This is a genomic window from Pseudaquabacterium rugosum, from assembly GCF_038066575.1.
Lineage (GTDB): Bacteria > Pseudomonadota > Gammaproteobacteria > Burkholderiales > Burkholderiaceae_C > Pseudaquabacterium > Pseudaquabacterium rugosum.
Genome location: NZ_JBBUTF010000014.1, coordinates 101,437 through 126,271, shown reverse-complemented (window position 1 = coordinate 126,271; position 24,835 = coordinate 101,437). Strand labels below are relative to the sequence as shown.

The 24,835-nt window shown below is 73.6% G+C and carries 24 protein-coding genes and 1 tRNA gene; 5 read left to right on the top strand and 20 right to left on the bottom strand.

The features are described from left to right. Positions 1-103 precede the first annotated feature (103 nt). The 4 genes from AACH11_RS15910 to iolG all read right to left on the bottom strand — a co-directional run bounded on the left by AACH11_RS15910 (position 104) and on the right by iolG (position 5,974). Positions 104-2,314, bottom strand: coding sequence for a TonB-dependent receptor plug domain-containing protein (locus AACH11_RS15910; protein WP_341375226.1), 2,211 nt, complete (start codon positions 2,312-2,314; stop codon positions 104-106). 285 nt (positions 2,315-2,599) lie between these two features. Continuing rightward, on the bottom strand, positions 2,600-3,775 hold the full coding sequence (locus AACH11_RS15905; RefSeq protein ID WP_341375225.1) for a septal ring lytic transglycosylase RlpA family protein: 1,176 nt from the start codon (positions 3,773-3,775) through the stop codon (positions 2,600-2,602). A 139-nt stretch (positions 3,776-3,914) separates the two neighbouring features. Continuing rightward, positions 3,915-4,952: a Gfo/Idh/MocA family oxidoreductase gene (locus tag AACH11_RS15900; protein ID WP_341375224.1), complete on the bottom strand. Its 1,038-nt coding sequence runs from the start codon at positions 4,950-4,952 to the stop codon at positions 3,915-3,917. Positions 4,953-4,978: 26 nt separating this feature from the next. Beyond that, a complete protein-coding gene (gene iolG / locus AACH11_RS15895) occupies positions 4,979-5,974 on the bottom strand; it encodes an inositol 2-dehydrogenase (RefSeq protein ID WP_341375223.1) in 996 nt (331 codons plus the stop codon). A 305-nt stretch (positions 5,975-6,279) separates the two neighbouring features. On the opposite strand from iolG, the gene AACH11_RS15890 reads away from it, so the two are divergent. After that, positions 6,280-7,110, top strand: coding sequence for a TIM barrel protein (locus AACH11_RS15890; RefSeq protein WP_341375222.1), 831 nt, complete (start codon positions 6,280-6,282; stop codon positions 7,108-7,110). Positions 7,111-7,132: 22 nt separating this feature from the next. Beyond that, on the top strand, positions 7,133-8,371 hold the full coding sequence (locus tag AACH11_RS15885) for a LacI family DNA-binding transcriptional regulator (protein WP_423228763.1): 1,239 nt from the start codon (positions 7,133-7,135) through the stop codon (positions 8,369-8,371). Positions 8,372-8,392: 21 nt separating this feature from the next. Here the strand turns inward: AACH11_RS15885 and AACH11_RS15880 are convergent, their stop codons facing one another. The 6 genes from AACH11_RS15880 to AACH11_RS15855 all read right to left on the bottom strand — a co-directional run bounded on the left by AACH11_RS15880 (position 8,393) and on the right by AACH11_RS15855 (position 15,133). After that, the gene (locus tag AACH11_RS15880) at positions 8,393-8,683 is read right to left on the bottom strand and encodes a DUF3297 family protein (RefSeq protein WP_341375221.1); all 291 of its coding nucleotides are present in this window, start codon (positions 8,681-8,683) and stop codon (positions 8,393-8,395) included. A gap of 142 nt (positions 8,684-8,825) precedes the next feature. Further along, positions 8,826-11,159, bottom strand: a complete 2,334-nt coding sequence (locus AACH11_RS15875; RefSeq protein ID WP_341375220.1) for a 3-hydroxybutyrate oligomer hydrolase family protein — start codon at positions 11,157-11,159, stop codon at positions 8,826-8,828. Positions 11,160-11,336: 177 nt separating this feature from the next. Then, on the bottom strand, positions 11,337-12,164 hold the full coding sequence (locus tag AACH11_RS15870) for a 3-methyl-2-oxobutanoate hydroxymethyltransferase (RefSeq protein WP_341375219.1): 828 nt from the start codon (positions 12,162-12,164) through the stop codon (positions 11,337-11,339). A gap of 204 nt (positions 12,165-12,368) precedes the next feature. Continuing rightward, complete coding sequence (locus tag AACH11_RS15865) at positions 12,369-13,634, bottom strand: NAD(P)/FAD-dependent oxidoreductase (protein WP_341375289.1); 1,266 nt, start codon at positions 13,632-13,634, stop codon at positions 12,369-12,371. Between the two features lie 40 nt (positions 13,635-13,674). Next, positions 13,675-13,983: a MocE family 2Fe-2S type ferredoxin gene (locus AACH11_RS15860; RefSeq protein ID WP_341375218.1), complete on the bottom strand. Its 309-nt coding sequence runs from the start codon at positions 13,981-13,983 to the stop codon at positions 13,675-13,677. A 58-nt stretch (positions 13,984-14,041) separates the two neighbouring features. Next, positions 14,042-15,133, bottom strand: coding sequence for a fatty acid desaturase family protein (locus AACH11_RS15855; RefSeq protein ID WP_341375217.1), 1,092 nt, complete (start codon positions 15,131-15,133; stop codon positions 14,042-14,044). Positions 15,134-15,362: 229 nt separating this feature from the next. Here AACH11_RS15855 and AACH11_RS15850 point away from each other — a divergent pair, with 229 nt between their 5' ends. Further along, on the top strand, positions 15,363-16,397 hold the full coding sequence (locus tag AACH11_RS15850; RefSeq protein ID WP_341375216.1) for a LacI family DNA-binding transcriptional regulator: 1,035 nt from the start codon (positions 15,363-15,365) through the stop codon (positions 16,395-16,397). A gap of 46 nt (positions 16,398-16,443) precedes the next feature. Continuing rightward, a complete protein-coding gene (locus AACH11_RS15845) occupies positions 16,444-17,289 on the top strand; it encodes a YdcF family protein (RefSeq protein ID WP_341375215.1) in 846 nt (281 codons plus the stop codon). Between the two features lie 54 nt (positions 17,290-17,343). On the opposite strand, the gene AACH11_RS15840 is transcribed toward AACH11_RS15845, so the two are convergent. Beyond that, positions 17,344-18,399: a bestrophin family protein gene (locus AACH11_RS15840; RefSeq protein ID WP_341375214.1), complete on the bottom strand. Its 1,056-nt coding sequence runs from the start codon at positions 18,397-18,399 to the stop codon at positions 17,344-17,346. Between the two features lie 166 nt (positions 18,400-18,565). Continuing rightward, a tRNA-Arg gene (locus AACH11_RS15835) sits at positions 18,566-18,640 on the bottom strand. Between the two features lie 253 nt (positions 18,641-18,893). On the opposite strand from AACH11_RS15835, the gene AACH11_RS15830 reads away from it, so the two are divergent. Next, positions 18,894-19,415, top strand: coding sequence for a c-type cytochrome (locus tag AACH11_RS15830; RefSeq protein WP_341375213.1), 522 nt, complete (start codon positions 18,894-18,896; stop codon positions 19,413-19,415). Positions 19,416-19,564: 149 nt separating this feature from the next. Here the strand turns inward: AACH11_RS15830 and AACH11_RS15825 are convergent, their stop codons facing one another. The 8 genes from AACH11_RS15825 to AACH11_RS15790 form a co-directional block, all read right to left on the bottom strand. Next, a complete protein-coding gene (locus tag AACH11_RS15825; RefSeq protein WP_341375212.1) occupies positions 19,565-20,107 on the bottom strand; it encodes a DUF2946 family protein in 543 nt (180 codons plus the stop codon). Between the two features lie 49 nt (positions 20,108-20,156). After that, positions 20,157-21,179 (bottom strand): YheT family hydrolase, encoded by a 1,023-nt coding sequence (locus AACH11_RS15820; RefSeq protein WP_341375288.1) that lies wholly within the window; start codon positions 21,177-21,179, stop codon positions 20,157-20,159. Between the two features lie 65 nt (positions 21,180-21,244). Next, positions 21,245-21,688: a YybH family protein gene (locus AACH11_RS15815; RefSeq protein ID WP_341375211.1), complete on the bottom strand. Its 444-nt coding sequence runs from the start codon at positions 21,686-21,688 to the stop codon at positions 21,245-21,247. Positions 21,689-21,698: 10 nt separating this feature from the next. Further along, the gene (gene purU, locus AACH11_RS15810; RefSeq protein WP_341375210.1) at positions 21,699-22,589 is read right to left on the bottom strand and encodes a formyltetrahydrofolate deformylase; all 891 of its coding nucleotides are present in this window, start codon (positions 22,587-22,589) and stop codon (positions 21,699-21,701) included. Between the two features lie 85 nt (positions 22,590-22,674). Beyond that, a complete protein-coding gene (locus AACH11_RS15805; RefSeq protein WP_341375209.1) occupies positions 22,675-22,881 on the bottom strand; it encodes a zinc-finger domain-containing protein in 207 nt (68 codons plus the stop codon). A gap of 29 nt (positions 22,882-22,910) precedes the next feature. Further along, on the bottom strand, positions 22,911-23,834 hold the full coding sequence (locus tag AACH11_RS15800; RefSeq protein WP_341375208.1) for a branched-chain amino acid transaminase: 924 nt from the start codon (positions 23,832-23,834) through the stop codon (positions 22,911-22,913). Positions 23,835-23,960: 126 nt separating this feature from the next. Then, on the bottom strand, positions 23,961-24,386 hold the full coding sequence (locus AACH11_RS15795) for a hypothetical protein (protein ID WP_341375207.1): 426 nt from the start codon (positions 24,384-24,386) through the stop codon (positions 23,961-23,963). Between the two features lie 43 nt (positions 24,387-24,429). Continuing rightward, positions 24,430-24,738, bottom strand: a complete 309-nt coding sequence (locus AACH11_RS15790; RefSeq protein ID WP_423228761.1) for a YkvA family protein — start codon at positions 24,736-24,738, stop codon at positions 24,430-24,432. Positions 24,739-24,835 lie beyond the last annotated feature (97 nt).

Below are 24,835 nucleotides of genomic sequence, written 5' to 3'. Positions count from 1 at the left end.
GCCGGATTGTTCCACGCAGGCCCTTCGGCGGGGCCCCCCGGGAGACCGCCCGGGCGGTGTGGGGAATCGTCGGCATCGGGATCGGGGCGCGGCCGGCCGGGCCTCAGAACCGCCACTCGGCACGCGCGGTCAGCACGCGCCAGGTGTCGTCGCGCTCGGTCGTGGTCTGCACGCGGCCGTCGTCGAACACGCGGCGGGTGCCGGTGATCCAGTCGCGGGCCAGGGCATTGGCCAGGCTCACGCGCACCGTCAGGTCGGTGCCGCGGCGCCAGGCGGCGTACAGGTCCAGCGCCCGCTTGTCGCCCTGCCAGGTGCTCAGGCCATCGACACCGGCGGTGGTGAAGCCGGGCGTGTGGGCCAGGCTGCCGCCGACGGTCCAGGCGGTGCCGCGCAGCGTCCAGTCGGCGCCCACGGTCAGCTGCCAGGGCGCCTGGCCGTCGAGCCGGTTGTCGGGGCCGGGGATGCCGTCGATGCGCGAGCGCATCAGCGCGGCGCTGGTGCGCAGCTGCAGGTCCTCGCTGCCGCCCTCGCCCAGCAGCGTGCGCGCGCTGCCGCGGGCCTCGGCCTCCAGGCCCCAGGCGGTGGCCGGGCCCAGGTTCTCGGGCGCGCGCACCCAGCGCTGGACATCGGCATAGCCGACATCGCGCAGCCGGGTGACGTTGCGGATCACGTCGTCGATGCGGCGCACCCAGCTGTTGAGGCTGAGCAGGCCGCCGGCGGCCGGGTAGTGCTCCCAGCCGGCCTCCAGGCCCCAGGCCAGTTCGGGCCGCAGCGTGGGGTTGCCCTGGCGGTCGGGCCGGTCGGCGGTGTTGGTGCCGCTGCCGTCGCCCACCGGATACATCGAGTTGACGCTGCGCCGTCCGATCAGCTGGCCGGTGTCGGGGCTGCGGTAGCTGCGGGTCAGGCTGGCGCGGATCTGGTCGCGGCCGGGCTTGCCGTCGGCCCCGGGCAGGCGCCACAGCAGGTGGGCCAGCGGGGTGAGCACCGCGCTGCGGTGGTCGACCGCGCCGTCGGTGGTGTCGCCGCGGGTGCGGATGCCCTCCCAGCGCGCACCGAGGTAGACGCTCAGGCCCGGGCGCAGCGTCCACTCGTCCTGCGCATAGACGGCCAGACGCTGCGTGCGGGCGACGAAGGTGGCGCCGGCATCGGGATCGCTGGTGTCGGCGGCGCCGTCGACGGTGCTGGTGGCCAGGTCCTCGCGGCGGTTGAACTGCAGCTCCCAGCCGCTGGCCAGGCTGTGGCCGTCGCCGATCAGCACCGCGTGCTTGCCGGACCACTCCAGGTTGCGGTCCTCGGCCTCGCTGCGGCTGGTCTTGTGGGCATCGCCCAGGCCGCCGGACTCGTCGCGCACGGTGCGGCTGTCGCTGCGGCCCTGGGTCAGGCCGAAGCGGGTGGTCAGCCGGCTGCCGTCGCCCAGCGTGGTCTGGGCATTGCCCTGCAGCCGGGCCATGGCCCAGGACGAGCGGGTGTCCCACTGCGCATCGGTGTAGGCCGGCCAGGTGTCGGCGTCGGCCGCGTCGGGCACGGGCACGTCCTGGTCGAGCGTGGCGCTGCCCCGGCGGTGGCTGCGCGAGGCATGCAGAAAGGGCTGCAGCTCCAGCTTGTCGCCCGCCTGCTCGCCCTTCCAGCTGAAGCGGGCGTTGGCGAACAGGCCCTCGCTGGTGCGCTGGCTGCGGTCGCTGCGCTGCTGGCGCAGCGTGGGCGTGCCGTCGGCCGCGTCGTGGGCGGTGTCGGTGCGGCTGCGGTTCTCGCTGCCGCGGCGGAAGGCGGAGACGGCCACCGTGTGGTCCAGCGCCTCGTCCTGGCCGGTGTCCTCGAGGTTGACGTTGAACTGCGGCCGCTCGCCATCGACACCGCCGCCGACCACCGCCTGGCGCGTCTTGCGGCGGGCCCCGTCGCGCAGCACGATGTTGATCGTGCCGGCGATGGCGCGGGCGCCGAACTCGGCCGTCGGCGCGCGCAGGATCTCGACGCGCTCGACCTGCTCGGGCGAGATGGCGTCCAGCGAGAAGCCCGGCGGCATGCGCTGGCCGTCGATCAGGATCTGGGTGTAGCCGCCGCCCATGCCGCGCAGGCGCGGGCCGCCGCCGCGGCCGGGCGCGCCGTCGACGGTGACGCCGGGCAGGCGCTTGAGCGATTCGGCCAGCGTCTGGTCGCCGTGGCGCTCCAGCTCCTCGCGCGGCACGACGATGCGCGAGGCGCTGGCCTGGCGGCGCTCGTCGAGCGCGGCGTCACGGCCGGCGGGGCGGGCGTTGACCTCGACGCGCTGCAACGTGACCGGAGGAGCGACCGGCGCGACGGCGGAGGACGGCACGGTGGTCGCCGCGGGCGTCGTGGGCGCCGAGGCGGCGGGGGCCGGCGCGGCACCGGCCGGCAACGCCTGCGCGAAGACACCTCCGGCCGGGACCGCGAGGCCGGCCCACAGCGCGGCACGCAGCAGCGTGGGCCGGAACGGTCGCGCGTCCTCGGGCGATCGCCCGGCGACCGGGTGACGGCGGTGGGCGGAGCGGGCGGGACGACGGACGAGATGGCGGACGGACATGGGGCGGGATGATCGCCGACGATCGTGGAGGTTCCGTGCAGACGCACGGGGCGGGCCTCAGCGCCGCTCGACCACCATCGGTCGGCCGCCGGTCAGCGCCTGCAGGCGAGGGACGGCGGCCTCGGCCTCGGTCCGGCTGGCCCAGGGGCCGGCCTGCAGACGGTGCCACGGCCCGTCGGCGAACACCCGCAGACCGGTGCCGAGCGCCTCGACGCGCGGTGCCAGCTCGCCCTGTCGCTGTCGGGCGCCCTCCGACTGGCGGAAGGCGCCGATCTGCAGCCACCAGCCACGGGCGTCGACCGCGGCGGCCGTCGTCAGGGCGGGCCGGGCCGCGCTGCCGCCCGTCGCGGAGACCGGCACGACGCCTGGCCGGCCGGCGGCCGAGGGTGTGGCGCCGACGGGCGCGGCGGGCGGCAGCTCCTGAACCGACCAGGCCACCGGTGCGACCGCCGCCGGGGCGGTGGCCGCGGACGACAGCACGGGCGTCGCGGTCGCGCTCAAGGCCGACGACGAGGGACCCGCCGCCGGCGCCGTGGCGCCCGCCCCGATCGGCCGCAGCGGTGCCGGCGAGGCGGCGGCGAGCGCCACCGGCGTGGGGCCATCCCGCCAGGCGCCGCTGGCGATCACCTCGTGCGTCAGGCGCTCGACCTCGACCGGCGCCACGCCGCCGAGCACGCCCAGCTTGGCGGCGGCGGTGTAGCTGAGGTCGATCACGCGCTCGGCGTGGAAGGGGCCGCGGTCGTTGATGCGCACGATCACGCTGCGGCCGTTGGCCGGGTTGCGCACCCGGGCGTAGCTGGGCAGCGGCATCGTGCGGTGCGCGGCCGTCATGCCGTACATGTCGTAGGGCTCGCCGCTGGCGGTGGGGCGGCCGTGGAACTGGCGGCCGTACCAGCTGGCCAGGCCCTGCTCGCGCAGCGGCCGATCGGCGTTCATCGGCTCGTAGTCGATGCCGAGCACGCGGTAGGGCTTGTTGGGCCCGCCCACGCGCAGGGGCTCGACGCGCGGCACGGCGTCGGGGCGGTCGATCACGTCGGCGGGGGTGAGCGCGCCAGGGCCGTCGCGGCGCGGGTCGCCGGAGGCCTCGCGGGTGCGGCCGCCGTCGGCCGGCGGCGTGCTGCTGCAGCCGGCCAGGGCCGCGGCCAGCAGGCACAGCCCGCCGGCCAGCCAGCCGCGGGAGGCGCGAGGCGCCGCCGGCAGGCCGCGCGGCGGGGACGGAAGAAGGCGGTTCATCCCCCGTACCCTAACGCGAAACGTCGGCAGCGGTCGGGCCGGACGGGCCGATCGGCCGCGGGCCGCGACGACCGGCCTCGGCCCGGCGGGCGGCCTGCGGCGGCCACCGGCGCCACGGCCCCGGACGCCTCGGCCCCCGTCAGACCGCCTCGGGCATGCCGCTCTGGAGCGAGCGGGCGATGGCCAGGCCGATGCGCGTGGCCTCGGTCGCGTCGCCCAGCGTGGCGCCGCGCATCGCGCCGCCGCGGCAGGCGTCGACGAAGGCCTGCATCTCGTGCACGAAGGCGTCGGCGAAGCGCTGGTGGAAGTCCTGCAGCGCGTCGTGGCGCACGCCCTGGGCGTCGGCATAGACGACACGGTCCGAGGCGGCGCCCGCCCCCACCAGCAGCTTGCCGCCGGTGCCGATCAGCTCGGTGCTGGTCTCGTGGCCGTGGGCCAGCGTGCGCGAGGCGTAGAACACCCCGCGCGCGCCGCCCTCGAACTCGACGATGGCCAGGCCGTTGTCGACGTCGCCGATCGGCGCCAGATCCGGATGCATCGCGATGGTGCCGCTGGCGAAGGCGCGCAGCGCCTTCGGCGCGGTGCCGGCGTCGCCGGGCGTGGTGGCCAGCAGCCAGCGCGCCAGGTCGATGTCGTGCACGCTGCAGTCCATGAAGATGCCGCCCGAGGTCGGCGCGAACTGCACGAAGAAGCCGTTCGGATCGTGGCGGTCGCAGGTCTGCGAACGCACCAGGAAGGGCCGGCCGACGCGCCCCGCGGCGACCGCCTGCTGCGCCGCGGCGTAGCTGGGGTCGAAGCGGCGCACGAAGCCCACCATCGCGACCTGGCGGCCGTGCTCGGCGGCCACCGCCTGCACCCGCTCGCAGTCCTCGACGTTGAGCGCCAGCGGCTTCTCGACGAAGACATGCTTGCCGGCGCGCAACGCGGCGATCACCTGATCGGCATGCAGGCTGGTCGGCGTGACCAGCACCACGGCATCGACGTCGGCCTCGGCCAGGAAGGCGTCGAAGTCGGCGTGCAGGCGATCGGCGGCGAGGCCGAGCTCCTGCGCCGCCCACTCGCGTTCGGCCGGCACCGGGCTGCAGGCGCTGACCAGACGGCAGCCCTGCGTCACGCGCGCCAGCTGGCGCGCGTGGGCCTTGCCCAGCCGGCCGAGGCCGGCGATCCCGACGCGCACGATCGCGCCGGGTAGGGCCTGGGCGCTCACAGCGTGATCACCCGACCGGTGGCCAGGGACTCGGCCGCGGCGTCCGACAGCTTCTGCGCGGCCACGCCATCGGCGATGGTGCTGCGGAAGGTGCCGCCGTTGTTCAGCACGTCGAAGAAGTGCGTCAGCTCCAGGCGGTAGGCCTCGCGGTAGCGCTGCAGGAAGAAGTTCTCCGGCTTGTCGATGGCCACGCCGTTGGCATCGCTCTGCGTGACTTCGCTGGGCTTGTGGTTGCCGGCCTGCAGCATGCCCTTGGAGCCCAGCACCTCGAAGCGCTGGTCGTAGCCGTAGGCGGCGCGGCGGCTGGTGTTGATCTGGGCGAGGCGGCCCTTCTTCGTGCGGATGTTGACGATGCTGCAGTCGATGTCGGGCACGTCGGCGATCGCCGGGTCGATCAGCACCGAGCCGGTGGCGTGCAGGGTCGCGGCCTCGTCACCGTCGCTGCACAGGATCCAGCGGAAGATGTCGAAGTCGTGGATCAGCATGTCGCGGAAGATGCCGCCCGAGGCCTTCAGGTAGTGGGCCGGCGGGGCACCCGGATCGCGGCTGGTGACCACCAGCATCTCGGGCACGCCGATGACGCCGGCGTCCAGGCGGGTCTTGACCTCGTTGAACGTCGGGTCGAAGCGGCGCTGGAAGCCGATCATGCAGGCGATGCCGGCGGCCTGGACGGCCTCGGCGCAGGCCACTGCGCGCGGCACCGACAGGTCGATCGGCTTCTCGCAGAAGATGTGCTTGCGGGCGGCGGCGGCGCGGCTGATCAGGTCGCTGTGGGTGTCGGTCGGCGAGCCGACGACGACGGCGTCGATGCTCGGATCGGCGAACACGGCCTCGGGCGTGGAGACCTCGGCGCCCAGGCTCTGCGCCAGCTGCGCGGCGGCGTCACCGAAGGGATCGCAGACGTACTTGAGGGTGACGCCCGGCAGGGCCGCGACGTTGGTGGCATGGATGCGGCCGATGCGGCCGGCGCCGAGCACGGCGACGTTCTTCATGGGGACGGTCTCCTCGGAGGGCGGGTCGGGATGGGCGCCGGGTCAGGCGTGGCCGCACAGGTCCGGCGTCAGGATCGGGTCCGTTCCGGCAGCGGCAGCCGGGGCGGATGGCGTCGCATGATAGTTCTCGAACCCCGGAATTGGAAAAATTTTTCCGTTATTGAAGATTAGAGAAATCCCGATGCACGATTGAACAGATCTGTTCAAAGATGGCGAACCGTTCACGCCATGCTCCGCCTAGATTGCGGCTCCCGGCGCCGACCGACCGGCCGGCCCGACGCCCCCCGCCACGGAGACCGCACCCCATGTCCACCCCGATCCGCTTCGCCCTCAACCGCATGGCCCTGCCGCAGCAGGCCTGGCCCGAGTTCCTGGCCATCGTCCGCCGCCTGGGCGTCAGCGCCATCGAGATCCGCAACGACCTGCCCGGTGTCGAGATCACCGACGGCACGCCGGCGCGCACCCTCGGCACCCAGGCCCGCGAGGCCGGCCTGACCATCCGCTCGATCAACGCGCTGCAGCGCTTCGACCAGTGGACGCCGGAGCGCCAGGCCGAGGCCCAGGCACTGATCGACTACTGCGCCGAATGCGGCGCCGAGGCCCTGGTGCTGTGCCCGACCAACTCGCGCGCCGACGCCCGCAGCGCCGAGCAGCGCCATGCCGATCTGGTGCAGGCCCTGACCGGCCTGCGCCCGATGCTGCAGGCCGCCGGCCTGACCGGTCTGGTCGAGCCGCTGGGCTTCGAGGAATGCGCGGTGCGCCGCAAGAGCCAGGCCGTGCGCGCCTTCGAGGCCATCGGCCAGGGCCCGGGCGCCGGCCCCTTCCGCCTGGTGCACGACACCTTCCACCACCACCTGGCCGGCGAGGACCTGTTCTTCCCCGAGCTGACCGGTCTGGTCCACATCAGCGGCGTCGAGGACGGCCACCTGGGCGTCGACCAGATGCGTGACGGCCACCGCGTGCTGGTCGGCGCCGCCGACCGCCTGGGCAACGTCGCCCAGATCCGCCGCCTGCTGGCCGCCGGCTACGGCGGTCTGCTGTCGTTCGAGCCCTTCGCCGACGAGATCGGCCGCGCGACCGACATCGAGGCCCGCCTGGCCGCCAGCATGGACTGGCTGCGCGCGCAGCTGGCCTGACGGCCAGGCCCGACCCGAGCCCGTGAGCCCGCGACCGCCGCCCCGCACCGAGACCCTGGCCGAGGCCGAACCCGGCCCGGCCGTCGGCCGCCGCAAGCGCAGCCCGCGCTTCGACGACATCGCGCAGGCGGCCGGCGTCAGCGCCTCGACCGTCAACCGGGTGCTCAACGAGCTCGGCAGCGTGGCCCCGGCCACGCGCGAGCGGGTGGTGGCCGCGGCGCGCGCGCTGGCGGTGCCGCGCGTGCTGCCCGACACCCGCCACGGCCTGACCCGCCTGGACGTGGTGCTGACGCGCAGCGACACGCCCTTCTTCCGCCGGCTGGAGCTGGCGCTGGCGCGCGCCGGCCAGATGCTGGACCGGCGCGTGCTGCTGCAGCGGCTGACGGTGGACGTCCGCGATGCCGACGGCGAGGCCGGCGACCGCCGCCTGGCCGAGGCCATCGCCCGCCACCGCTGGCGCCGCGACGGCCTGCTGGTGCTGGCGCGCGACAGCACGCCGGTGCGCGAGGCGCTGCGCGCCCAGCGCGCGGCCGGCGTGCCGGTGGCGCTGCTGATGAGCGAGATCGCCACCCTGCACGGCGCCCACTACGCCGGCATCGACAACCTGCAGGCCGGGCGCTGTGCCGGCCATCTGCTGGCGCGGCTCAATGCCCAGGCACCGCCGGGCAGCCGCGTGCTGGTGATCACGAACGCGCTGAGCTTCCGCGCCCATGCCGACCGGGTCGAAGGCTGCCGCGCCGCGCTGGCCCAGCATGCGCCGCAGCTGACGGTGGGCGCGGCCGTCGAATGCCATGACGACGCCGACCGCTGCCACCTCGTGCTGCGCGAGGCGCTGGCCGGGCCGCAACCGCCGGTGGCCGTCTACGCGACCGGCGCGGGCGGGGCCGGCATCGCCGCCGCATTGCGCCAGGCGGGTGCTGCGGCGGGTGCGGCGGGCACGGCAGGTGCGGCGGCCATGGCAGGCACGGCCGGTGCGGGCCACGGCGGGCCCGCGCCCCGCATCGCCTGGATCGGCCACGAGCTCAGCGACGAGCACCGCGCCAGCCTGCGCGAGGGCCTGCTCGATCTGGTGATCGACCAGGCCCCGGACGACCAGGTGGCCGGCGCGCTGCAGCACCTGCTGCACGCCTGCGGCCATGTCGACGCGCCGCCCGAGCGGGCGCCGACGGAGTTCCGGCTGTTCAGCGCCGAGCACCTGCCGCGCGGTGCCGGACCGTCCTATCTGGACGCCCCGCTGGGCGGGCACTGGCCGCGGCTGTGAGCCGGCGGGTGATCCGCAGGATCAGCGGTAGAAGGCCTCGACCGTGCCCTTGAGCTTGATCAGCAGCGGATAGCCGCGGCGGTCGACCTTCTTGCCCACCGGCACCTTGATCCAGCCTTCGCTGATGCAGTACTCCTCGACATCGAAACGGTCCTTGCCGTTGTAGCGGATGACGATGTCGTGCTCGAAGAACTCGGGGCGGTGGAAGGGGCTGCGCGCGTCGGTGCACAGGCGGTCGGGCAGCGCCGGACGCTCGGCGGCGGGCACGGAGGCGACGTCGGTCGCGGGGGTGGAAGCGGGGGTGTCGTTCATGGTGCGGTTTCCTCTGGGGCCGCGGCGGCGCGGGCGCCGGCACCCGCGTCCGGGCACCGGACGGCACGACGCCACCGACGGCAAGCCCGCGATTGTCCGTCGAAGGCCGACCGGGCGTCGACGGCCCGGACGACCCCGCACCTCAGCGCGGCACCGCCAGCGTCGCGCCCGACCACACGATGCGGTCGGCGTCCGCGGGCACGGCCGCGATGTCGGGCAGCTGGCCGCGGGTGATGGCCGGCGCCGCGCCGGCACTGCCGCCGCGCGGCACGGGCCGCACCACCTGTGACGGCGGCAGCGGCGTGCCGCTGTCCAGATGGGCCCACAGGCGGTCCATCGCCTGGTTGAAGTAGTGGTGCATCGGGATGAACAGCGCGTCGTAGCCGGGCACGCCGCCGGCCGCCGGCAGGAAGCCGTCGAAGTGCTGGCCGTGCAGCACCTCGACGTAGCGGAGCGCCGACGACCCGCGGGCCTGCGCGTAGGCGGCGTAGGCGCGGCCGGCGTGGTTGACCGGCAGCAGCGCGTCGCTGCGGCCGGCGACGATCAGCGTCGGCACCCGGCCCAGGCGGCCGCTGAGCCGCACCTCGGCCAGGCCGGCGCGCACGCGGGCGCTCTGCGCGGCGCGGGTGGCGTCCAGCGCGCCACCGGTCACGGTGTCGACGCCGGTGACCAGATCGCGCAGGCAGAGCTGGGCATCGAGCGCGCCGTCGACGCGGCCGGTCGAGGCCGAGACGCCCAGGTGGTAGAGCCGCGCGCCGCCGACCGAATCGTCGTGGATCACCTCGGCGCCGGTGTTCAGCCCGTTGCCGGTGGAAAACAGCAGCGCCTGGGTGGCGGCCTGGGCGGTCGGCCGGCCGCTGGCGTCGACGGCGGCCAGGCTCAGGCCGCAGACCGGCTCGTCGAAGGCGAAGCGGCCGTAGGCCACCACATAACCCCAGGCGACGTAGAAGTCGGCCAGCCGGTAGTGCGAGGCGTGCAGCGCGTCGATGCCGCCGTCGTCCCAGCCGTGGTCGCGCAGCTTCTGCAGCGCGGCGGCGGCCTGGGCGGCGGTGTCGGTGCCGCTGATCAGGCCCTTGTCGGCCAGGCTCTGGCAGCGGCCGGCGGCGATGGTGGCCAGCTCGACGCCGGCGACCTGGGTCAGCCCGTTGCCCAGCGGCGCCGTGCCTGCGCCCAGCCAGCCCGGGCGCAGGCCGTTGGCCGCCTGCGCGCCGGCAGCGATCGCCGCGCACGGCTCGTAGAGCATGCGCAAGCTGAAGTAGTCGACCAGCGGCAGGCCGGCCACGGCCTGGGTCGTGCCGTCGAAGCGCAGGCTCAGGCCGCTCATGTCGCCGGGCTGGGCATTGGGCTCGGAGACGGCCACGCCGTCGATCAGGCCCTCGGTGTCCTGCTCGGCCGCGGCCAGCGAGGCGCCGCCGCCGTTGGACACCGACGAGGCGATGACGCGCACGTTGTCGGCGGTGAAGGTGCGCAGGTGCCGGCCGCTGGCGGCGTCGAGCGCGGCATGGCGCTCGTTGATCGCCCACAGCGCCAGGCGGATGCTGGCCAGCACGGCCGCGCCCCAGTCGCGCTCGGGGTTGGCGCGCGAGTGCAGGTGCTTGTAGGCGATGCGGTGGGGCGCGGACGCGGTGTAGGCGGCCAGCGCGGCGGTGTCGGTCGAGGCCGCGAAGTGCACGTCGGCGGCGTCGAGGCTGCCGCGCGCGACCAGCCGGCCATCGATGCGGTTGACCTTGTCGGCGGCCAGATCGTGGTAGCCGGTGCCCTTGCCGGCATCGGTGTAGGCCACGGCGCAGCCGCGCTTGAGGCCCCATTCGCCGGCCGAGCCGATCGCGCCATAGACACCGCGCGAGCCCGAGGACGGCGCGGCGATGATGCAGGGCCGGGCCGGATCGAAGCTGTCGGGCAGCTGCACCATCAGCGCGACGCGGCTGCCGGCGCCGACCTCGGCCCAGGCCAGCCATTCGGTGCCGGGGATCTTGCCGTCGCCGGTGCCGGCCGTGCCGTCGCTGGCGACGTTCGGGCCGTAGAGCGTGCCGTAGCCGCCGGCCGCGCTGATGTCGAGGATGGCGCGGTAGTTGGTCCAGATCGCGCGCCGGCGCAGCTCGGCGGCGGTCGGCGCCGTGGCGTCGGCGAAGCCGGGCGCGGTGGCGGCCAGGCCCGCCTTGCCGAGCCCGGCGGTCAGCAGATCCTGCATGTCGGCACCGGTGGCCGTGCCCGCCGAGGTATCACGCCAGGCGAGCGTGCTGTCGATGCGCACGCCGGCCGGCAGCGTGTTCAGGGCCGGGGGATCGCTGTCGAGCGTGCAGCCGCTGGCGGCCAGCAGCAGGGTGGCGCCGCCCAGGCCCAGGCCCGGGTGCCAGCGGCGCCGGGGCCGGGGCCTGGGTTGGCCATGGGCCGCGTGCGGCTCACGGCAGGCGGCCGGACGGGCCGGCGCAGCGGCCGCAGCCGCGAGGACGGAACGGAGACGGAACACGGTCATGACACACCCCCCGATGCGATGGACGATCCATCGATGCTGGGGGCTGGGCCGGCCGCTTCCGATCGGGACACACCCGCAGCGGCGGGCCGCGCGCTCCTGTGTTCTGGGGATGCGGGGCCGGCAGCCGCCGGGCCTGCAAGGCCCCGCCGACCTGCGGCCTGCGCTCCCGTGCGCTCCTCAGCCGGCGCGACGCCCTTCGGCCACCAGCTGCTCGAAGCGCGCGGCGAAGGCCTGCAGCTCCTCGGGGCGGATGCGCTGCAGATGCTCGGGCTGCGGATAGGCGCCGGTGGTGACGTCGGCGTGGAACTCCTGGAAGGCGGCCACGCGTTCGGCCTGCAGACGGTCGTACTCGTCGGCCAGCCGGCGGTAGACCTTGCTGTGCTTGGGCATGAAGCCGCGGTTGGTGCCCAGCACGTCGCAGGCCCACAGGTACTGCGCGTCGCAGCCGGGGCCCGAGCCCATGCTGATGGTGAACAGCGCGGTGTGGCGGCAGATCAGCGTCGCCACCTCGGCCGGCACGGCCTCGACCTCGACCGAGAACGCACCCGCAGCCTCCAGCGCCTGGATCTGCTGCCAGACCACCTCGGCCAGATCGGCGGTCTTGCCCACGGCCTTGAAGCCGCCGGTCCAGGTCGCGCGGCTGGGCACGAGACCCGCATGGCCGCAGACGGCGATGCCCTCGTCGCGCAGGCGGCGGATGGTCTGCGAGGAGGCGGCGCAGTACACCGCGTCGGCACCGTGGCGCATCATCTTGAACGCGTGGCGCAGATGGTCTTCCTCGGTCACCAGGTCGCCGTAGTCGCCGCCGGGGATGGTGTAGGCCTGTGGCGCGGCATCGCGGTACTGCGGGTTCAGCAGCAGGTTCGGATGCACGCTGAGGATGTCGACGCCGGCCTTCTCGGCGGCCTCGGCCTCCTCCAGCGTCTCCACGCGCAGCATGCTGAGCTGGCGCTGGCCCTTGAGGGCCATCAGGTCGGCGACGGTCAGTCGGCTGTGCAGATTCATCGGTGTCTCCGGTGTTCGAACGTGAGGCACCCGGCGTGACGGCAGCCACGGACGGCCGGCGGTGCCCGGGTGGAGGGAGGAAGGAAGGGATCGGCGGGCGCGCCGGTGAGGGCCGCGCACACGGTGGTGGCGCGGCCCGTTGACCGCTCGCCTGCCGCTCGTGGGTCGGCGCGGTACCGGTGCCGCCCCCGCCGTGAACGGTGCTCAGGCCGCGGCCAGCAGGGCCTTGAGCTTGTGCGCCGGATCGGCCAGCGCCGCGGCCTCGGGCGCGGCCCGGCGCTCGACCAGCATGCGGGCCAGCTTCATCTCGCGGCCCATCAGGCTGGCCGGGCCGTAGCCGGCGGCACCGACCAGGCGGCCGTCGGCGCCGAAGTGGAAACGGATGGCCGCACCGGACGCGTCCAGCGGCCGCAAGGCCTCGCGCACGCCGAGGGCCGGCTCGCCGGCCACCTGCAGCTGGTGGTCGTACTGATCGGACCAGAACCAGGGCAGCCCGACCCAGTCCTGCGCCGCCGCGCCGCGCAGCGCGGCCAGCACGTTGTGGGCGACCACCGGCGCCTGGGTTTCGGCGTTGTGCCAGGTCTCCTGCCGCTGCGGCCAGCCGTTGAGCGGGCTCGGGAACAGCGCCACGTCGCCCAGCGCCCAGACCGGCCCGGCCGAGGCGCGCAGGCCGGCATCGACGATGACGCCGCCCGGCGCCTCATCGCGCACGGCCAGGCCGCCGGAGCGCGCCAGCGCCACATCGGGCGCGATGCCGATGCCCACGACGAGGCTGTCGGCGGCGATCAGGCGCTCGCCCAGGCGCAGCTGCAGCGTGCCATCGGCCGCGCGGACGATGCCGCTGGGCGCCTGGCCGATGCACAGCTCGACGCCGTGGGCCCGGTGCAGATCGGCGACCTGCTGCGCGACATCGGCCGGCACGGCACGGCCCAGCAGCCGCGGACCGGCCTCGACCACGGTGACCGTGCAGCCCCGCTCGCGCGCCGAGGCGGCGACCTCCAGGCCGATGAAGCCCCCGCCGATGACGACGATGCGCGCACCGGGCCGCAGCCGCGGCGCCAGCACGGCCGCATCGGCCAGCGTGCGCAGCGTGCAGACGCCGTCCAGCTCGGCGCCGGGCAGGGCCAGCGGACGGGCCCGGCCCCCGGTGGCCAGCACCAGCGCGGCAAAGCGCAGGCTGCGGCCGTCGGCCAGCGTCAGCGTGCGGCCCGCCACGTCCAGCCCGCGGGCCAGGCCCTGGATCCGCTCGATGCGGTCGGCCGACCAGTCGGCATCCGGCCGCAGCGCGCACTGCGCCGGCGACTGCGCGCCGGTGAGCAGGCCCTTGGACAGCGGCGGGCGCTCGTAGGGCGCGGCCGGCTCGTCGCCGACCAGCAGCAGCGGGCCGTCCCAGCCCTGGGCGCGCAGGGCCTGGGCGGTGCGGCCGCCGGCCTGGCCGGCACCGACGATGACGATGGGATCAGACATGATGGCGCTCACGGACGCGGTGGATGGGCATGGCGCAGGCCGCTCAGATCTGGATCCAGACCTGGCCACCCTCGACCTTGGCCGGCCAGGTCTTGAGGTTGACGCACACCGGCGCGCCGAGCGCGCGGCCGTCGCGGATGTCGAAGCGGCCGTTGTGCTTCGGGCACTCGATGACGTGCTCCATCACCAGGCCGTCGCACAGGTGCACCTGCTCGTGCGTGCACAGGCCGTCGGTGGCGTAGACCTGGCCGTCGACGCGGTAGACGGCGAAGGTGCGGCCCTCGTGGTCGAAGCGGATCAGGTCCTCTTCCTCGATGTCGTCGTAGGCACCGACGGCGATCCATTGGCTCATGTCTGTCTCCTGTTGTCTGGCGTTGGGCTGGAAAGATGGGCGGAGCGGGCCGGCGGCGTCAGCCACCGGTGGCGGCGCGTCGGGCCACTGGCCGCTGCACATGCCACTGCGGCTCACGGGTCTGGCGCAGCAGCGCGGGGATGATCTCGGCATAGGCCTCGATCGTGCTGCGGTAGGCCGGCGGGCAGTCGTCCTTCATCGCGGCGTGCAGGCCCGGCAGCTGGTGGTAGGGCACCATCGGGAACATGTGGTGCTCGACGTGGTAGTTCATGTTCCAGTACAGGAAGCGGAACACCGGGTTCATGTGCACCGTGCGGCAGTTCAGTCGGTGGTCGGTGACGTTCTCCGGCAGGCCGGCGTGCTGGGTCAGGCCGAAGAAGTTGTAGAGCCAGGCGCCGCCCAGGCTGGGCAGGCCGAGCATCAGCACCGGCAGCCAGCTCTGCAGGCCGACCGCCACGCCGATGATGGCCAGGTACAGCGCCAGCCAGGCGCGAGCCTCGCGCACCACCTTCGGCCACTCCATCTCGGGGATGAAGGTCTGCTCGTCGGGCGTCAGCCGGCCGCTGGCATTGCGCAGCAGCTTGCAGGTCTCGCCCCAGACGTGGGGAATGGCCAGCAGGTTGAGCAGCATCCTGAACCAGCGCGTGGGCACCGGCGCGGCGATCTCCGGGTCGCGGCCGACCACCAGCGTGTCGGTGTGGTGGCGGGTGTGGCTCCAGCGCCAGACGGTCGGCCGGCGGAAGACCTGGAAGCAGGCGATCTGGTAGACCACGTCGTTCATCCAGCGGGTCTTGAAGGCGGTGCCGTGGCTGCACTCGTGCCAGCGGCTGTCGGCCGGGCCGCAGTACAGCGTCGCGTACAGCACCCAGGCGGCGATCTGCCAGCCGAGCGCCGCGCCGCTGGTCCAGGTCCACAGGAACAGCGCGCCGGTGGCCAGCACGCTGGCGTACCAGAGCGCGGTGTCGCGGATGGCCCGCGCGTCCTCGCGCTGCATCAGCGCCTTCATCGTGGCGCGGGGCACCGGGCACTTGTACCAGTCGGCATTGACCAGACCGGCGGCCTGGGCCTCATCGCCGGCACCGCCGACCAGACGGTATTCGTCACCTTCGTAGCGGCGCTGCGGCAGCGTCGCGCTCATCACCGAGGACATGCTCGTGTCTCCGTGCCTGTTTGATGTTTTTGCATCATCAGCCTGATGCCGTGATGCAGCGGATGGGAGCGAATCCTAGTTTTGAGCCTTGAACTGGCGCAATGCCGTGCCATCATCTGCCATCAGAATCCATCAGAACCACGGTACTGAAGATGTCATTTATTGCATTCGGCGGCCACGGCCTCAGGGTCTGCCCGGATGGCCGGGCCGCATCCGGCCGACGCGCCCGATGAGCCGCCGCCCGACCCTGGCCGACGTCGCCCGCGAGGCCGGCGTCAGCAGCGCGACGGTCGACCGCGTGCTCAACGGCCGCCTGCCGGTGCGCGCCGGCACCACGCAGCGCGTGATCGCCGCGGCCGAGCGCATCGGCTACCACGCGGCCGCCCTGATGCGCGAGCGCCAGCACGAGGGCGGCGTGCGCCGCACGCTGGCCTTCTGCCTGCAGAAGCGCAGCGACCCCTTCTACTGCGCGCTGGCCGAGGCGCTGCAGAGCGCCTGCGAGAGCCGCCACCCGACGCCCTGCATCGCCCGCATCAGCTTCCAGGACGCGCTGGAGCCGGCGGCCATCGCCGACCAGCTGCGCGAGGCCGCGCGGGCGGCCGACGCGGTGGCGGTGGTGGCGGTCGACCATCCGCACGTCAACGCCGCCATCGCCGAGCTGCAGGCGCAGGGCAAGCCGGTGTTCACGCTGCTGTCGGACCTGAGCGCGCCGGAGCGTGCCGGCTATGTCGGCGTCGATGCCCGCCACAGCGGGCGCACCGTGGCCTGGCTGCTGAGCCGGCTGGCCGCGCCGGGGCCCTTCGCCGTCTTCCTCGGCAGCCACCGCTACCTGGGCCAGGAGGCGGCCGAGGGCGCCTTCCGCAGCTGGCTGCGCGAGCATGCGCCGCAGCGCGTGGTGCTCGACACCCAGGTCAATCTGGAGGACGAGCGCCTGGCCTACGAGGCGCTGCAGTCGCTGCTGGCGCGCGAGCCCGGCCTGGCCGGGCTGTACGTGGCCGGTGGCGGGGTGCCCGGCATCGTGCGCGCGCTGCGCGAACACCCGACCCATGTGGTCAGTGCCTGCACCGAGCTGATGCCCGACCGCCGCGCCGCGATGATCGACGGCGTGCTCGACCTGGTGCTGGTCTCGCCGCGCGAGCGCATCGCCACCACGGCCGTGGCCCGCATGCTGGAGGCCGTGCAGTGCGCGGCCGAAGGCCGGCCCTGGCCGGTGGCCCAGTCCTTCACCCAGCCCTTCGAGCTGCACACGCCGGAGAACCTGTGAGCCGCCACCGCCATCCCGCCGCCCCGCCCTGCCCCACGGAGATCCGATGACCCTCAACGACCTCGTCAGCTGGCTGGACATCGGCCGCATCAAGGGCGTGATCGGCGCCCTGCTGCTGCCGCCCGGCGGCCTGCTGCTGACCGGCATCCTGCTGACCCTGTCGATGCAGCGGCGCGTGCCGGCCTCCGAAGCCCGGCAGGCCCGCCCGCTGTACCGCGTCGCCCCCTGGCTGCTGCTGGCCATGGCCTGGACGCTGTGCACGCCCGGCGCCGGCCGCTGGCTGGTGCGCACGCTGACGGAGCCGCCGCCGGCACTCGCGCCGCCGCTGCACGGCGCCCTGCGCGATGCGCCGGCCACCGCCATCGTCGTGCTGGGCGGCGGTGCCCGCAATCACGTGCCCGAGGTGCAGGGCATGGACCTGAAGCCGCTGACGGCCGAGCGCCTGCGCCACGGCATCTGGCTGGCGCGGCAGACGCGGCTGCCGATCCTGTTCTCGGGCGGCACCGGCTTCGACGATGCGGCCGCCGGCCCCAACGAATCGCAGGCCGCCGACCGCGTGGCCCGCGAGAGCTACGACTGGCCGCTGCGCTGGCTCGAGGGCCGTTCGCGCGACACGCGCGAGAACGCCACCTACAGCCTGGAGATCCTGCGCGCCCAGGGCATCCACCGGGTGCTGCTGGTGACCCACGCCTTCCACCAGCAGCGGGCGATCGCCAACTTCCGCCGTGCCGCGCAGGAGGCCGGTTGGGCGTTGCAGATCGTGCCGGTACCCATCGGCCTGCAGCCGCCGTCCGACGGCCCGACGCTCAACGACCTGCTGCCGCACTGGGAAGGTCTGCAGCAGAGCTATTTCGCGCTGCACGAGTGGCTGGGGCGACGGGCCGGGGCCTGAGGTGCGGCCCGCCTGCGCACGGCGCCCCGGCGGCGGCGCGCCGGGGCCGTCACCTCACTGCTGCAGGTAGCCGTCGACCAGCGGCAGCGGGGCGGGCACCGGCTCGCCCAGCAGCTGCCACAGACTGCGCTGCACGCCGTGCACCAGCGCGTCCAGCGGCAGATCGTTGGGCGCGAGGCCGAAGGGCTCCTCGATCTCGTCGCTGAGCGCCTCCAGCGCGAAGAAGGTGTAGCTGACGAAGCCGACGACCAGCGGCGTGGCCAGGCCGATCGCGTCGACCAGGCCGAAAGGCAGCAGCAGACAGTAGGTGTAGACGCTGCGGTGCAGGATCACGCCGTAGGTGAAGGGCAGCGGCGTGACGGCGATGCGCTCGCAACTGCCCCAGGCCGCCAGCAGGTCGTCCAGCGTGTCCTCCATCTGCGCGGCCAGCCAGGGATCGAGCCGGCCAGCGGCCCGCTGCGCGGCCAGCTGACGGCCCAGCCACAGGCCGATGGCCAGTGGCGGATTGGCCTCGCCCGGCAGCCGGGCCAGCAGCGCCGCCGGCAACAGCCCGGCCAGCGCCTGGTCGGCCGGCAGGCCGCGCAACTGGTTGCGCATCGCCGCGGCGAAGGCCATCAGGCCGAGGACCAGCGGACGACCCGGATGATCGGCCGGCACCGGGCCCTCGGGCACCACGGTGCCGACACCGGCACCGGACGCCGGCACGGACGTACGGCCTGTCGCCGCATCGAGCACACGGCGGGCCGGCACGCCGGGCACCGTCGCCGGCCGCACGGACGCGACGGCCGGCGGCACGTCGAGCAGGGTCAGCGCATGGCGACCCAGATTGCGGCAGGCGATCAGCACCCCGCCCCAGAGCTTGCGCGCCTCCCACCAGCGGTCATAGCTGGCGTTGATGCGAAAGCCCAGGAAGATCGCCAGCGAGACCCCCATCAGCGAGAACACGCCCGCGTTCAGCGGCACCTTCCAGTGCCACAGCGTGCCGTGGGCCAGGGCCACGCCCAAGGCGATCGCCAGCGCCGTCAACTGCTGCGGCAGGATCCGCCACAGCAAGGAACCGCGGCGCACGAACAGCAGGTGCAACCAGTGGGGACGGGGGCGGACGATCATCGGGGCTCCAGGAACGAGCCCGCGATGATCGCCGAAGGCGCAGCGCACCGTCGCGGCAGCCTGCGCCGTCCGGGTGACCCGGTGCGACGGGACTGAATCGGCGGCCGGAAACGAAAAACGCACCCTGGTGGGTGCGTTCTCGGAGGGCCCGTTCAGGGCCTGGATCTGGTGCGACCGGCAGGAATCGAACCTGCGCCACAGCCTTCGGAGGGCTGGATGATATCCACTTCACCACGGTCGCCGGGTATCGGCAGCCACCATTCTATGCCAGACCGCGGGCCGCTTCGCGTGCGCGGGACGGATCGCGATCGAAGCGGGAAATTGACCTGCATCAGAGCATGGTCGCTGGCGTCTCGCCGCGGGCCATTACCAGGGTCGGAGCGCGACCCTGACTCCTATACTTCGCGGGTTTTGCCCGATCTGCTTTGCCGCACATGGCCTGCGGCCGCGCAGGCTTTTTCGGGCGCCGGCCCCACGCAAGCATTGAGGATGCCATGAGCGACGCGCAGCACACCGAAGCCCACGAAGGTCCGATCAAGTCCGTCAAGCAGCTCGTCACCGCGGTGATCGCGGCCTTCATGCTGCCGGTCATCGCCATCATCCTGCTGGCCAACTATGTCGATTTCGGTGGCCGCAAGGGCGCCGGCAGCGACAGCCTGTCGGCCGAACAGGTCGCGTTGCGCCTGCAGCCGGTGGGCAACGTGTCGTTCAAGGAAGCCGGCAGCGGCGCGCTGCGCACCGGCGAGCAGCTCTACACCGAGAAGTGCGCCGCCTGCCATGCCGCCGGCGCGCTCGGTGCACCGAAGTTCGGCGATGCCGGCGCCTGGGGCCCGCGCATCGGCAAGGGCTACGACACGCTGCTGACGCATGCGGCCAAGGGCTTCAACGCGATGCCGGCGCAGGCCGCGGCCGACACCCAGGACGTCGAGCTCGGCCGTGCGGTGGTCTACATGGCCAACAAGGCCGGCGGCAGCTTCGCCGAGCCCAAGGCGCCGGAGGCCGCGGCCTCGAAGTGAGTGCGGTGGGTGGCCTGTCCACCCACCCGGCCAGAAGGACCGCCCACCCGGGCGGTTTTTTTTCGCCCGCGGGACGGAACGAGCGGATCGCGCCCCCGGGCACCGGCCGTGCGGCGGGATGTCTGGACGGCGCCCGGACCGATCCCCGCTCAGCCCCGCCGCGGCTCCCGCACGAAGCCGAAGCGCGCGGGCAGATCCTGCGCCGGCCAGGGCTGGGCATCCAGCGGCCACTGCCCGGCCTCCAGCGCCTGGCTGGCGTCGAGCAGGTCCTGCGGATGGACGCGGCCCAGGCCCCGATCGGTGGCCAGGTAGAGCAGCCCGTCCTCGTCCAGGCCGGCGCCGTGCACCGCGGCCGGCGCGACGCCGGTGTGGCCGTGCAGCTCGGCCCGGCCGGCGGCCGCATCCCAGCGCACGCGCCAGATCCAGGGGGTGGCCTCCAGCGTCACGTAGACGCGCTGCGGCCCGTTCTGGAAGTACCAGGCGCCCTGCGCGTCGGCCAGGTAGTTGCGGCCGATGAAGCCCAGCAGCTTCTCGTGCGTGACGCGGCTGCCCTTGACCTGCGGGAAGGCGCCGGCGGCCTGCACGCGCTCGTCGCGCATGTACCAGTCGCCGCGGCCGTCCAGCGCCAGCCAGCCGTGGCAGTGCGGCACGTCCGGCCATTTGGCCATCGCGGCCTTGACGATGTCGTCCATCAGAGCGCTCCCGGGTTGCCGTGGCGGCCGCGCACGCGGCGGCGCCGTGTCACGAATGCTGCCGCAACCAGCCGCCGACCGCACGCGGCAGCTGCCGCACGTCGCCCGGCGGACGGCGCCCGCGGGCGAAGCCGACATGGCCGCCATGGGCCGGCTGCCACAGCGTGACGTGGCCGCCGGCCGGCGCGCGGGTCGGCAGATGGGCGGCCGGCAGGAAGGGATCGTTGCGCGGATTGAGCACCAGCGCCGGGATGCGGATCTCGCCCAGCCGCGGGCCCGAGGAGGCGCGCCGCCAGTAGTCGTCGGTGTCGCGGAAACCGTGCAGCGGCGCGGTGAAGACGTTGTCGAAGTCGTGCAGGTCGCGCGCGGCCAGCAGGCGCTCGCGGTCGAACAGGCCCGGATGGCGCGCCAGGCGTTCGAGCGCCCGCGGCTTCATCGTGCGCAGGAACCAGGGCGTGTAGAACAGACGGTTGAGGCCGCGGCCGATCGCGTGGCCGGCGGCCGTCAGGTCCAGCGGCGCGCAGACGGCGGCCACGGCCCGCACCGTGGCCGCGGCGCTGGCCCCGGCCTCCTCGGCCCAGCGCAGCAGCGCGTTGCCGCCCAGCGAGATGCCGACGGCCAGCAGCGGGCCGTCATGACCTGCACGCAGGCGGCCCAGCAGCCAGCCGATCTCCTCGAAGTCGCCCGAGTGGTAGGCGCGCGGCGCGCGGTTGATCTCGCCCGAGCAACCGCGGAAATGCGGTACCGCATAACGCCAGCCCTGCGCGCGCGCCCAGTCGGCGAAGGCCAGCGCGTAAGGGCTGGCGGACGAGCCTTCGAGACCGTGGAACAGCACCAGCAGCGGCCGCAGGGCGCGGGCCGCGGCCGCACGGCCGCCGGACGCCGTCATCGGGTGCTGCGCCGGCATCGCGGCCTCGCACAGGACGTCGACATCGACGAAGTCGCCGTCGGGCGTGTCCCAGCGCTCGCGCACGAAGCGCGGGCGGGTGCCGGTCCAGGACCGGGCGTGCAGCGCCGGCCAGATCGTCTGTGCATGGCCGCCGGGCAGCCACCAGGGGGCGTCCAGCCGCAGCGGCGTGTCGCCCGCGGCCGGGCCGGGCAGGCGGTCGGCGGTGCAGGGCACGGCGGTGGCCGCGGTCAATGCAGCACCGCGGGCGCCTCGATGATCTCGGGCACCTCGGCCTCGGTGCCGGGGCTGGCGTGGTGGGCGACGATGCGCCAGCCCGCAGGCGTCTTCACATAGACGTTGGTGGCCAGCACATGGCCGGTGCGCGGCCCCTCGGCACTCATGAACTCGACCCGCTCGACCAGGTTGTGCATCGCCGAGTCCAGCGTCTGCACGCGGCGCACCCGCTCGGGCACGGCCCGCACCGGGCCGTTCTGGAACATGGCCTCGAAGGCGACACGGATGGCGCCGATGCCGATCAGCCGCGGACCGCCCGGATGCACGCAGACGACCTCGTCGTCGTCGGCCCACAGCGCCATCAGCTTGTCGAGATCGGCCTCGCGCAGGGCCTCGTAGAACTGGACCTCGACGTCGTCGGGAGAGGCCAGCAGATGGACAGCGGGGGCTCGGGACATGGGACGCGCCTCAGCGGAAGACGACCGACTTGTGGCCGTTCATCAGCACGCGGTGCTCGACATGCCAGCGCACGGCGCGGGCCAGCACCACGCACTCGACGTCGCGCCCGGTGGCCGTCAGGTCCTCGGCCGAGAGCGCGTGGTCCACGCGGGCCACGTCCTGCTCGATGATCGGGCCCTCGTCCAGATCGGCCGTCACGTAGTGGGCCGTGGCGCCGATCAGCTTCACGCCGCGGGCATGGGCCTGGTAGTACGGCTTGGCGCCCTTGAAGCTGGGCAGGAAGCTGTGGTGGATGTTGATCGCGCGGCCGTGCAGCGTCTGGCAGAAGTCCTGGCTGAGGATCTGCATGTAGCGCGCCAGCACGACCAGATCGACCTGCTGCTCGGCGATCAGCGCCTCGACCTGGCGCTCCTGGGCGCGCTTGACCTCGGCGCTGCTGCCGGTGGGCAGCGGCAGGTGGTGGAAGGGCAGCTTGTAGCTGGCCGCCAGCTCGGCGAAGGTCGGGTGGTTGCTGACGATGCCGGCGATCTCGACCGGCAGCTGGCCGCTGTGCCAGCGGAACAGCAGGTCGTTCAGGCAGTGGCCGTGCTGGCTGACCATCAGCAGCAGGCGCGCGCGCCGGGCCAGCGGATGGAAGCGCAGGTCCATGCCGTACTGCTGGCGGACGTGGCCGAACAGCGTCTCCAGCTGCGTGGCATCGGCCAGGTGCGGCGGCGCGATGAAGTGCACGCGCATGAAGAACAGCCCCGTGGCGTCCTCGCCCGTGACGTCACCGAACTGCTGCGAGTCGATGATGTTGCAGCCGGCCTGGTAGAGCAGACCGGAGACCGCGTAGACGATGCCGGTGGTGTCGCGGCAGGCCAGCGTGAGGACGAATTCGTGGGACGACGGGGCAGCCATGGGCACGCGGGGTACGGTCAGGACACGCCGGCGCGCACGGGGCGCACCGGTGGTGCGGCCCCCGGCGGCGCCGGCCTCGGGCGCCTCAGTGGGCGTGCGACAGGTGCTCGCCGGCCTTCAGGCGGTAGACGGTGCCGCAGTACGGGCACTTGCCGCCGCCGTCATGGGTGACGTCGACGAAGACGCGCGGGTGGTTGCTCCACAGCGCCATCTTCGGGTTCGGGCAGGCCACCACGCCGGGGCCCTGGACTTCCTTGGCGGTCAGCTCGACCACCGACTTCGCGTCGCTCATCGCTGCGTTCTCCTTGCGCGGGCCCGGGCTCAGACCGGGGTCAGCCACTCGGCGTACTTCGGGTTGCGGCCGTTGACGATGTCGAAGAAGGCCGACTGGATCTTCTCGGTGATCGGGCCGCGCGAGCCGATGCCGATCTCGATGCGGTCGAGCTCGCGGATCGGCGTGACCTCAGCGGCGGTGCCGGTGAAGAAGGCCTCGTCGGCGATGTAGACCTCGTCGCGGGTGATGCGCTTCTGCACGATCTCCAGGCCCAGGTCCTTGGCGATGTGGAAGATGGTGTTGCGGGTGATGCCGTTGAGGGCACCGGCCGACAGGTCCGGCGTGTAGATGACGCCGTTCTTGACGACGAAGATGTTCTCGCCCGCGCCTTCGGAGACGAAGCCGGCCGAGTCCAGCAGCAGGGCCTCGTCGTAGCCGTCGTCCGTGGCTTCCATGTTGGCCAGGATCGAGTTGCTGTAGTTGCTGACCGCCTTGGCCTGCGTCATCGTGATGTTGACGTGGTGGCGGGTGTAGCTGGAGGTCTTGACGCGGATGCCGCGCTTCAGGCCCTCTTCGCCCAGGTAGGCGCCCCAGGCCCAGGCCGCGACCATCGCGTGGATGGTGTTGCCCTTGGGGCTGACGCCCAGCTTCTGGTCACCGATCCAGACCAGCGGACGCAGGTAGCAGCTCTCGAGCTTGTTCTCGCGCACGACGGCCTTCTGCGCCTCTTCCAGCTGCTCGATGCTGAAGGGCACCTTCATGCGCAGGATCTTGGCGCTGTTGAGCAGACGTTCGGTGTGCTCGCGCAGGCGGAAGATGGCGGTGCCGTTGACCGTGTTGTACGCGCGTACGCCCTCGAAGGCGCCGCAGCCGTAGTGCAGCGTGTGGGACAGGACGTGGATCTTGGCGTCGCGCCAATCCACCATCTGACCGTCCATCCAGATCTTGCCGTCGCGGTCGGACATGGACATGGGGCGTCTCCTTCGAGGGATGCGGTGAGGAACTGAGGAATCGGGTGGGGCTTGCCCGGCCGGCACGGCGCCGGCGCGTGCGGCACGCACACGCCCGCAGCCCCGGGATCAGGCAAAACGCGGATTCTAGGCGCCGGGGGCCGGCGGCGGCACGTCGGCGGCCGGCGCGGCCGCACGCTCGAGGGTCCAGTGCGTCACACGGGCCTCGGCCAGCTGCACGACGACGCGGTCACCGGCCTCGTCGGCCCAGACCCAGGTCTCGGGCGCATCGGCCGTCTTGCGGCCCAGCGCACGGGCGATCTCGACCACTTCCAGCAGCTTGAGCCCGGCCTTGAGCCGGGCGTGGAACATCACCGCGCTCGGCACCAGGCCCACCGGCGAGGCCCCGGCCGCGCGCAGCACGCGCATCGTGCGGTTGAACTGCAGCAGCAGCCAGAAGACGACGACGCTCAGGCCCAGCAGGGCGCCCTTCCAGCCGCCGGTGATCGCACCGACGGCCAGCGCGACCACGGCCAGCAGCAGGCCGAAGAGGTTGGAGTTCAGGAATTGCATCGGTCGAGGATAAGCGCCGGGGCCGGGACCGGCGCTGCGGGGATCACGCAGTCGCGCGCGGCGCCGCCGGCCCACGCCCGGCCTGCGCCAGCACCTCGGCGCGCAGGTCGGCCGGCAGCAGCTTGAACAGCCCGCGCAGCAGCAGCGGCACGATGACGAGGTCGTCCATCACGCCGATGACCGGCAGCACGTCGGGAATGATGTCGATCGGCGAGATCAGGTAGGCCAGCACGCCCAGACAGCCGAACTTCAGCCAGCCCGGTGCGCGCGGATGGCGCAGCGCCAGCCAGATCAGACGGGCATCGGTGCGCACCACCGCCCACAGACGCACCAGGCGTCGCCACAGCAACATGGTCAGTCCCTCCGACGGGGCCAGGCCGGCCCCGGATCCACCGCCCGATCGGCGGCCCGGCTCTGATCCGGGTGCGGCCCGGGGGTTCCCCCGCCGG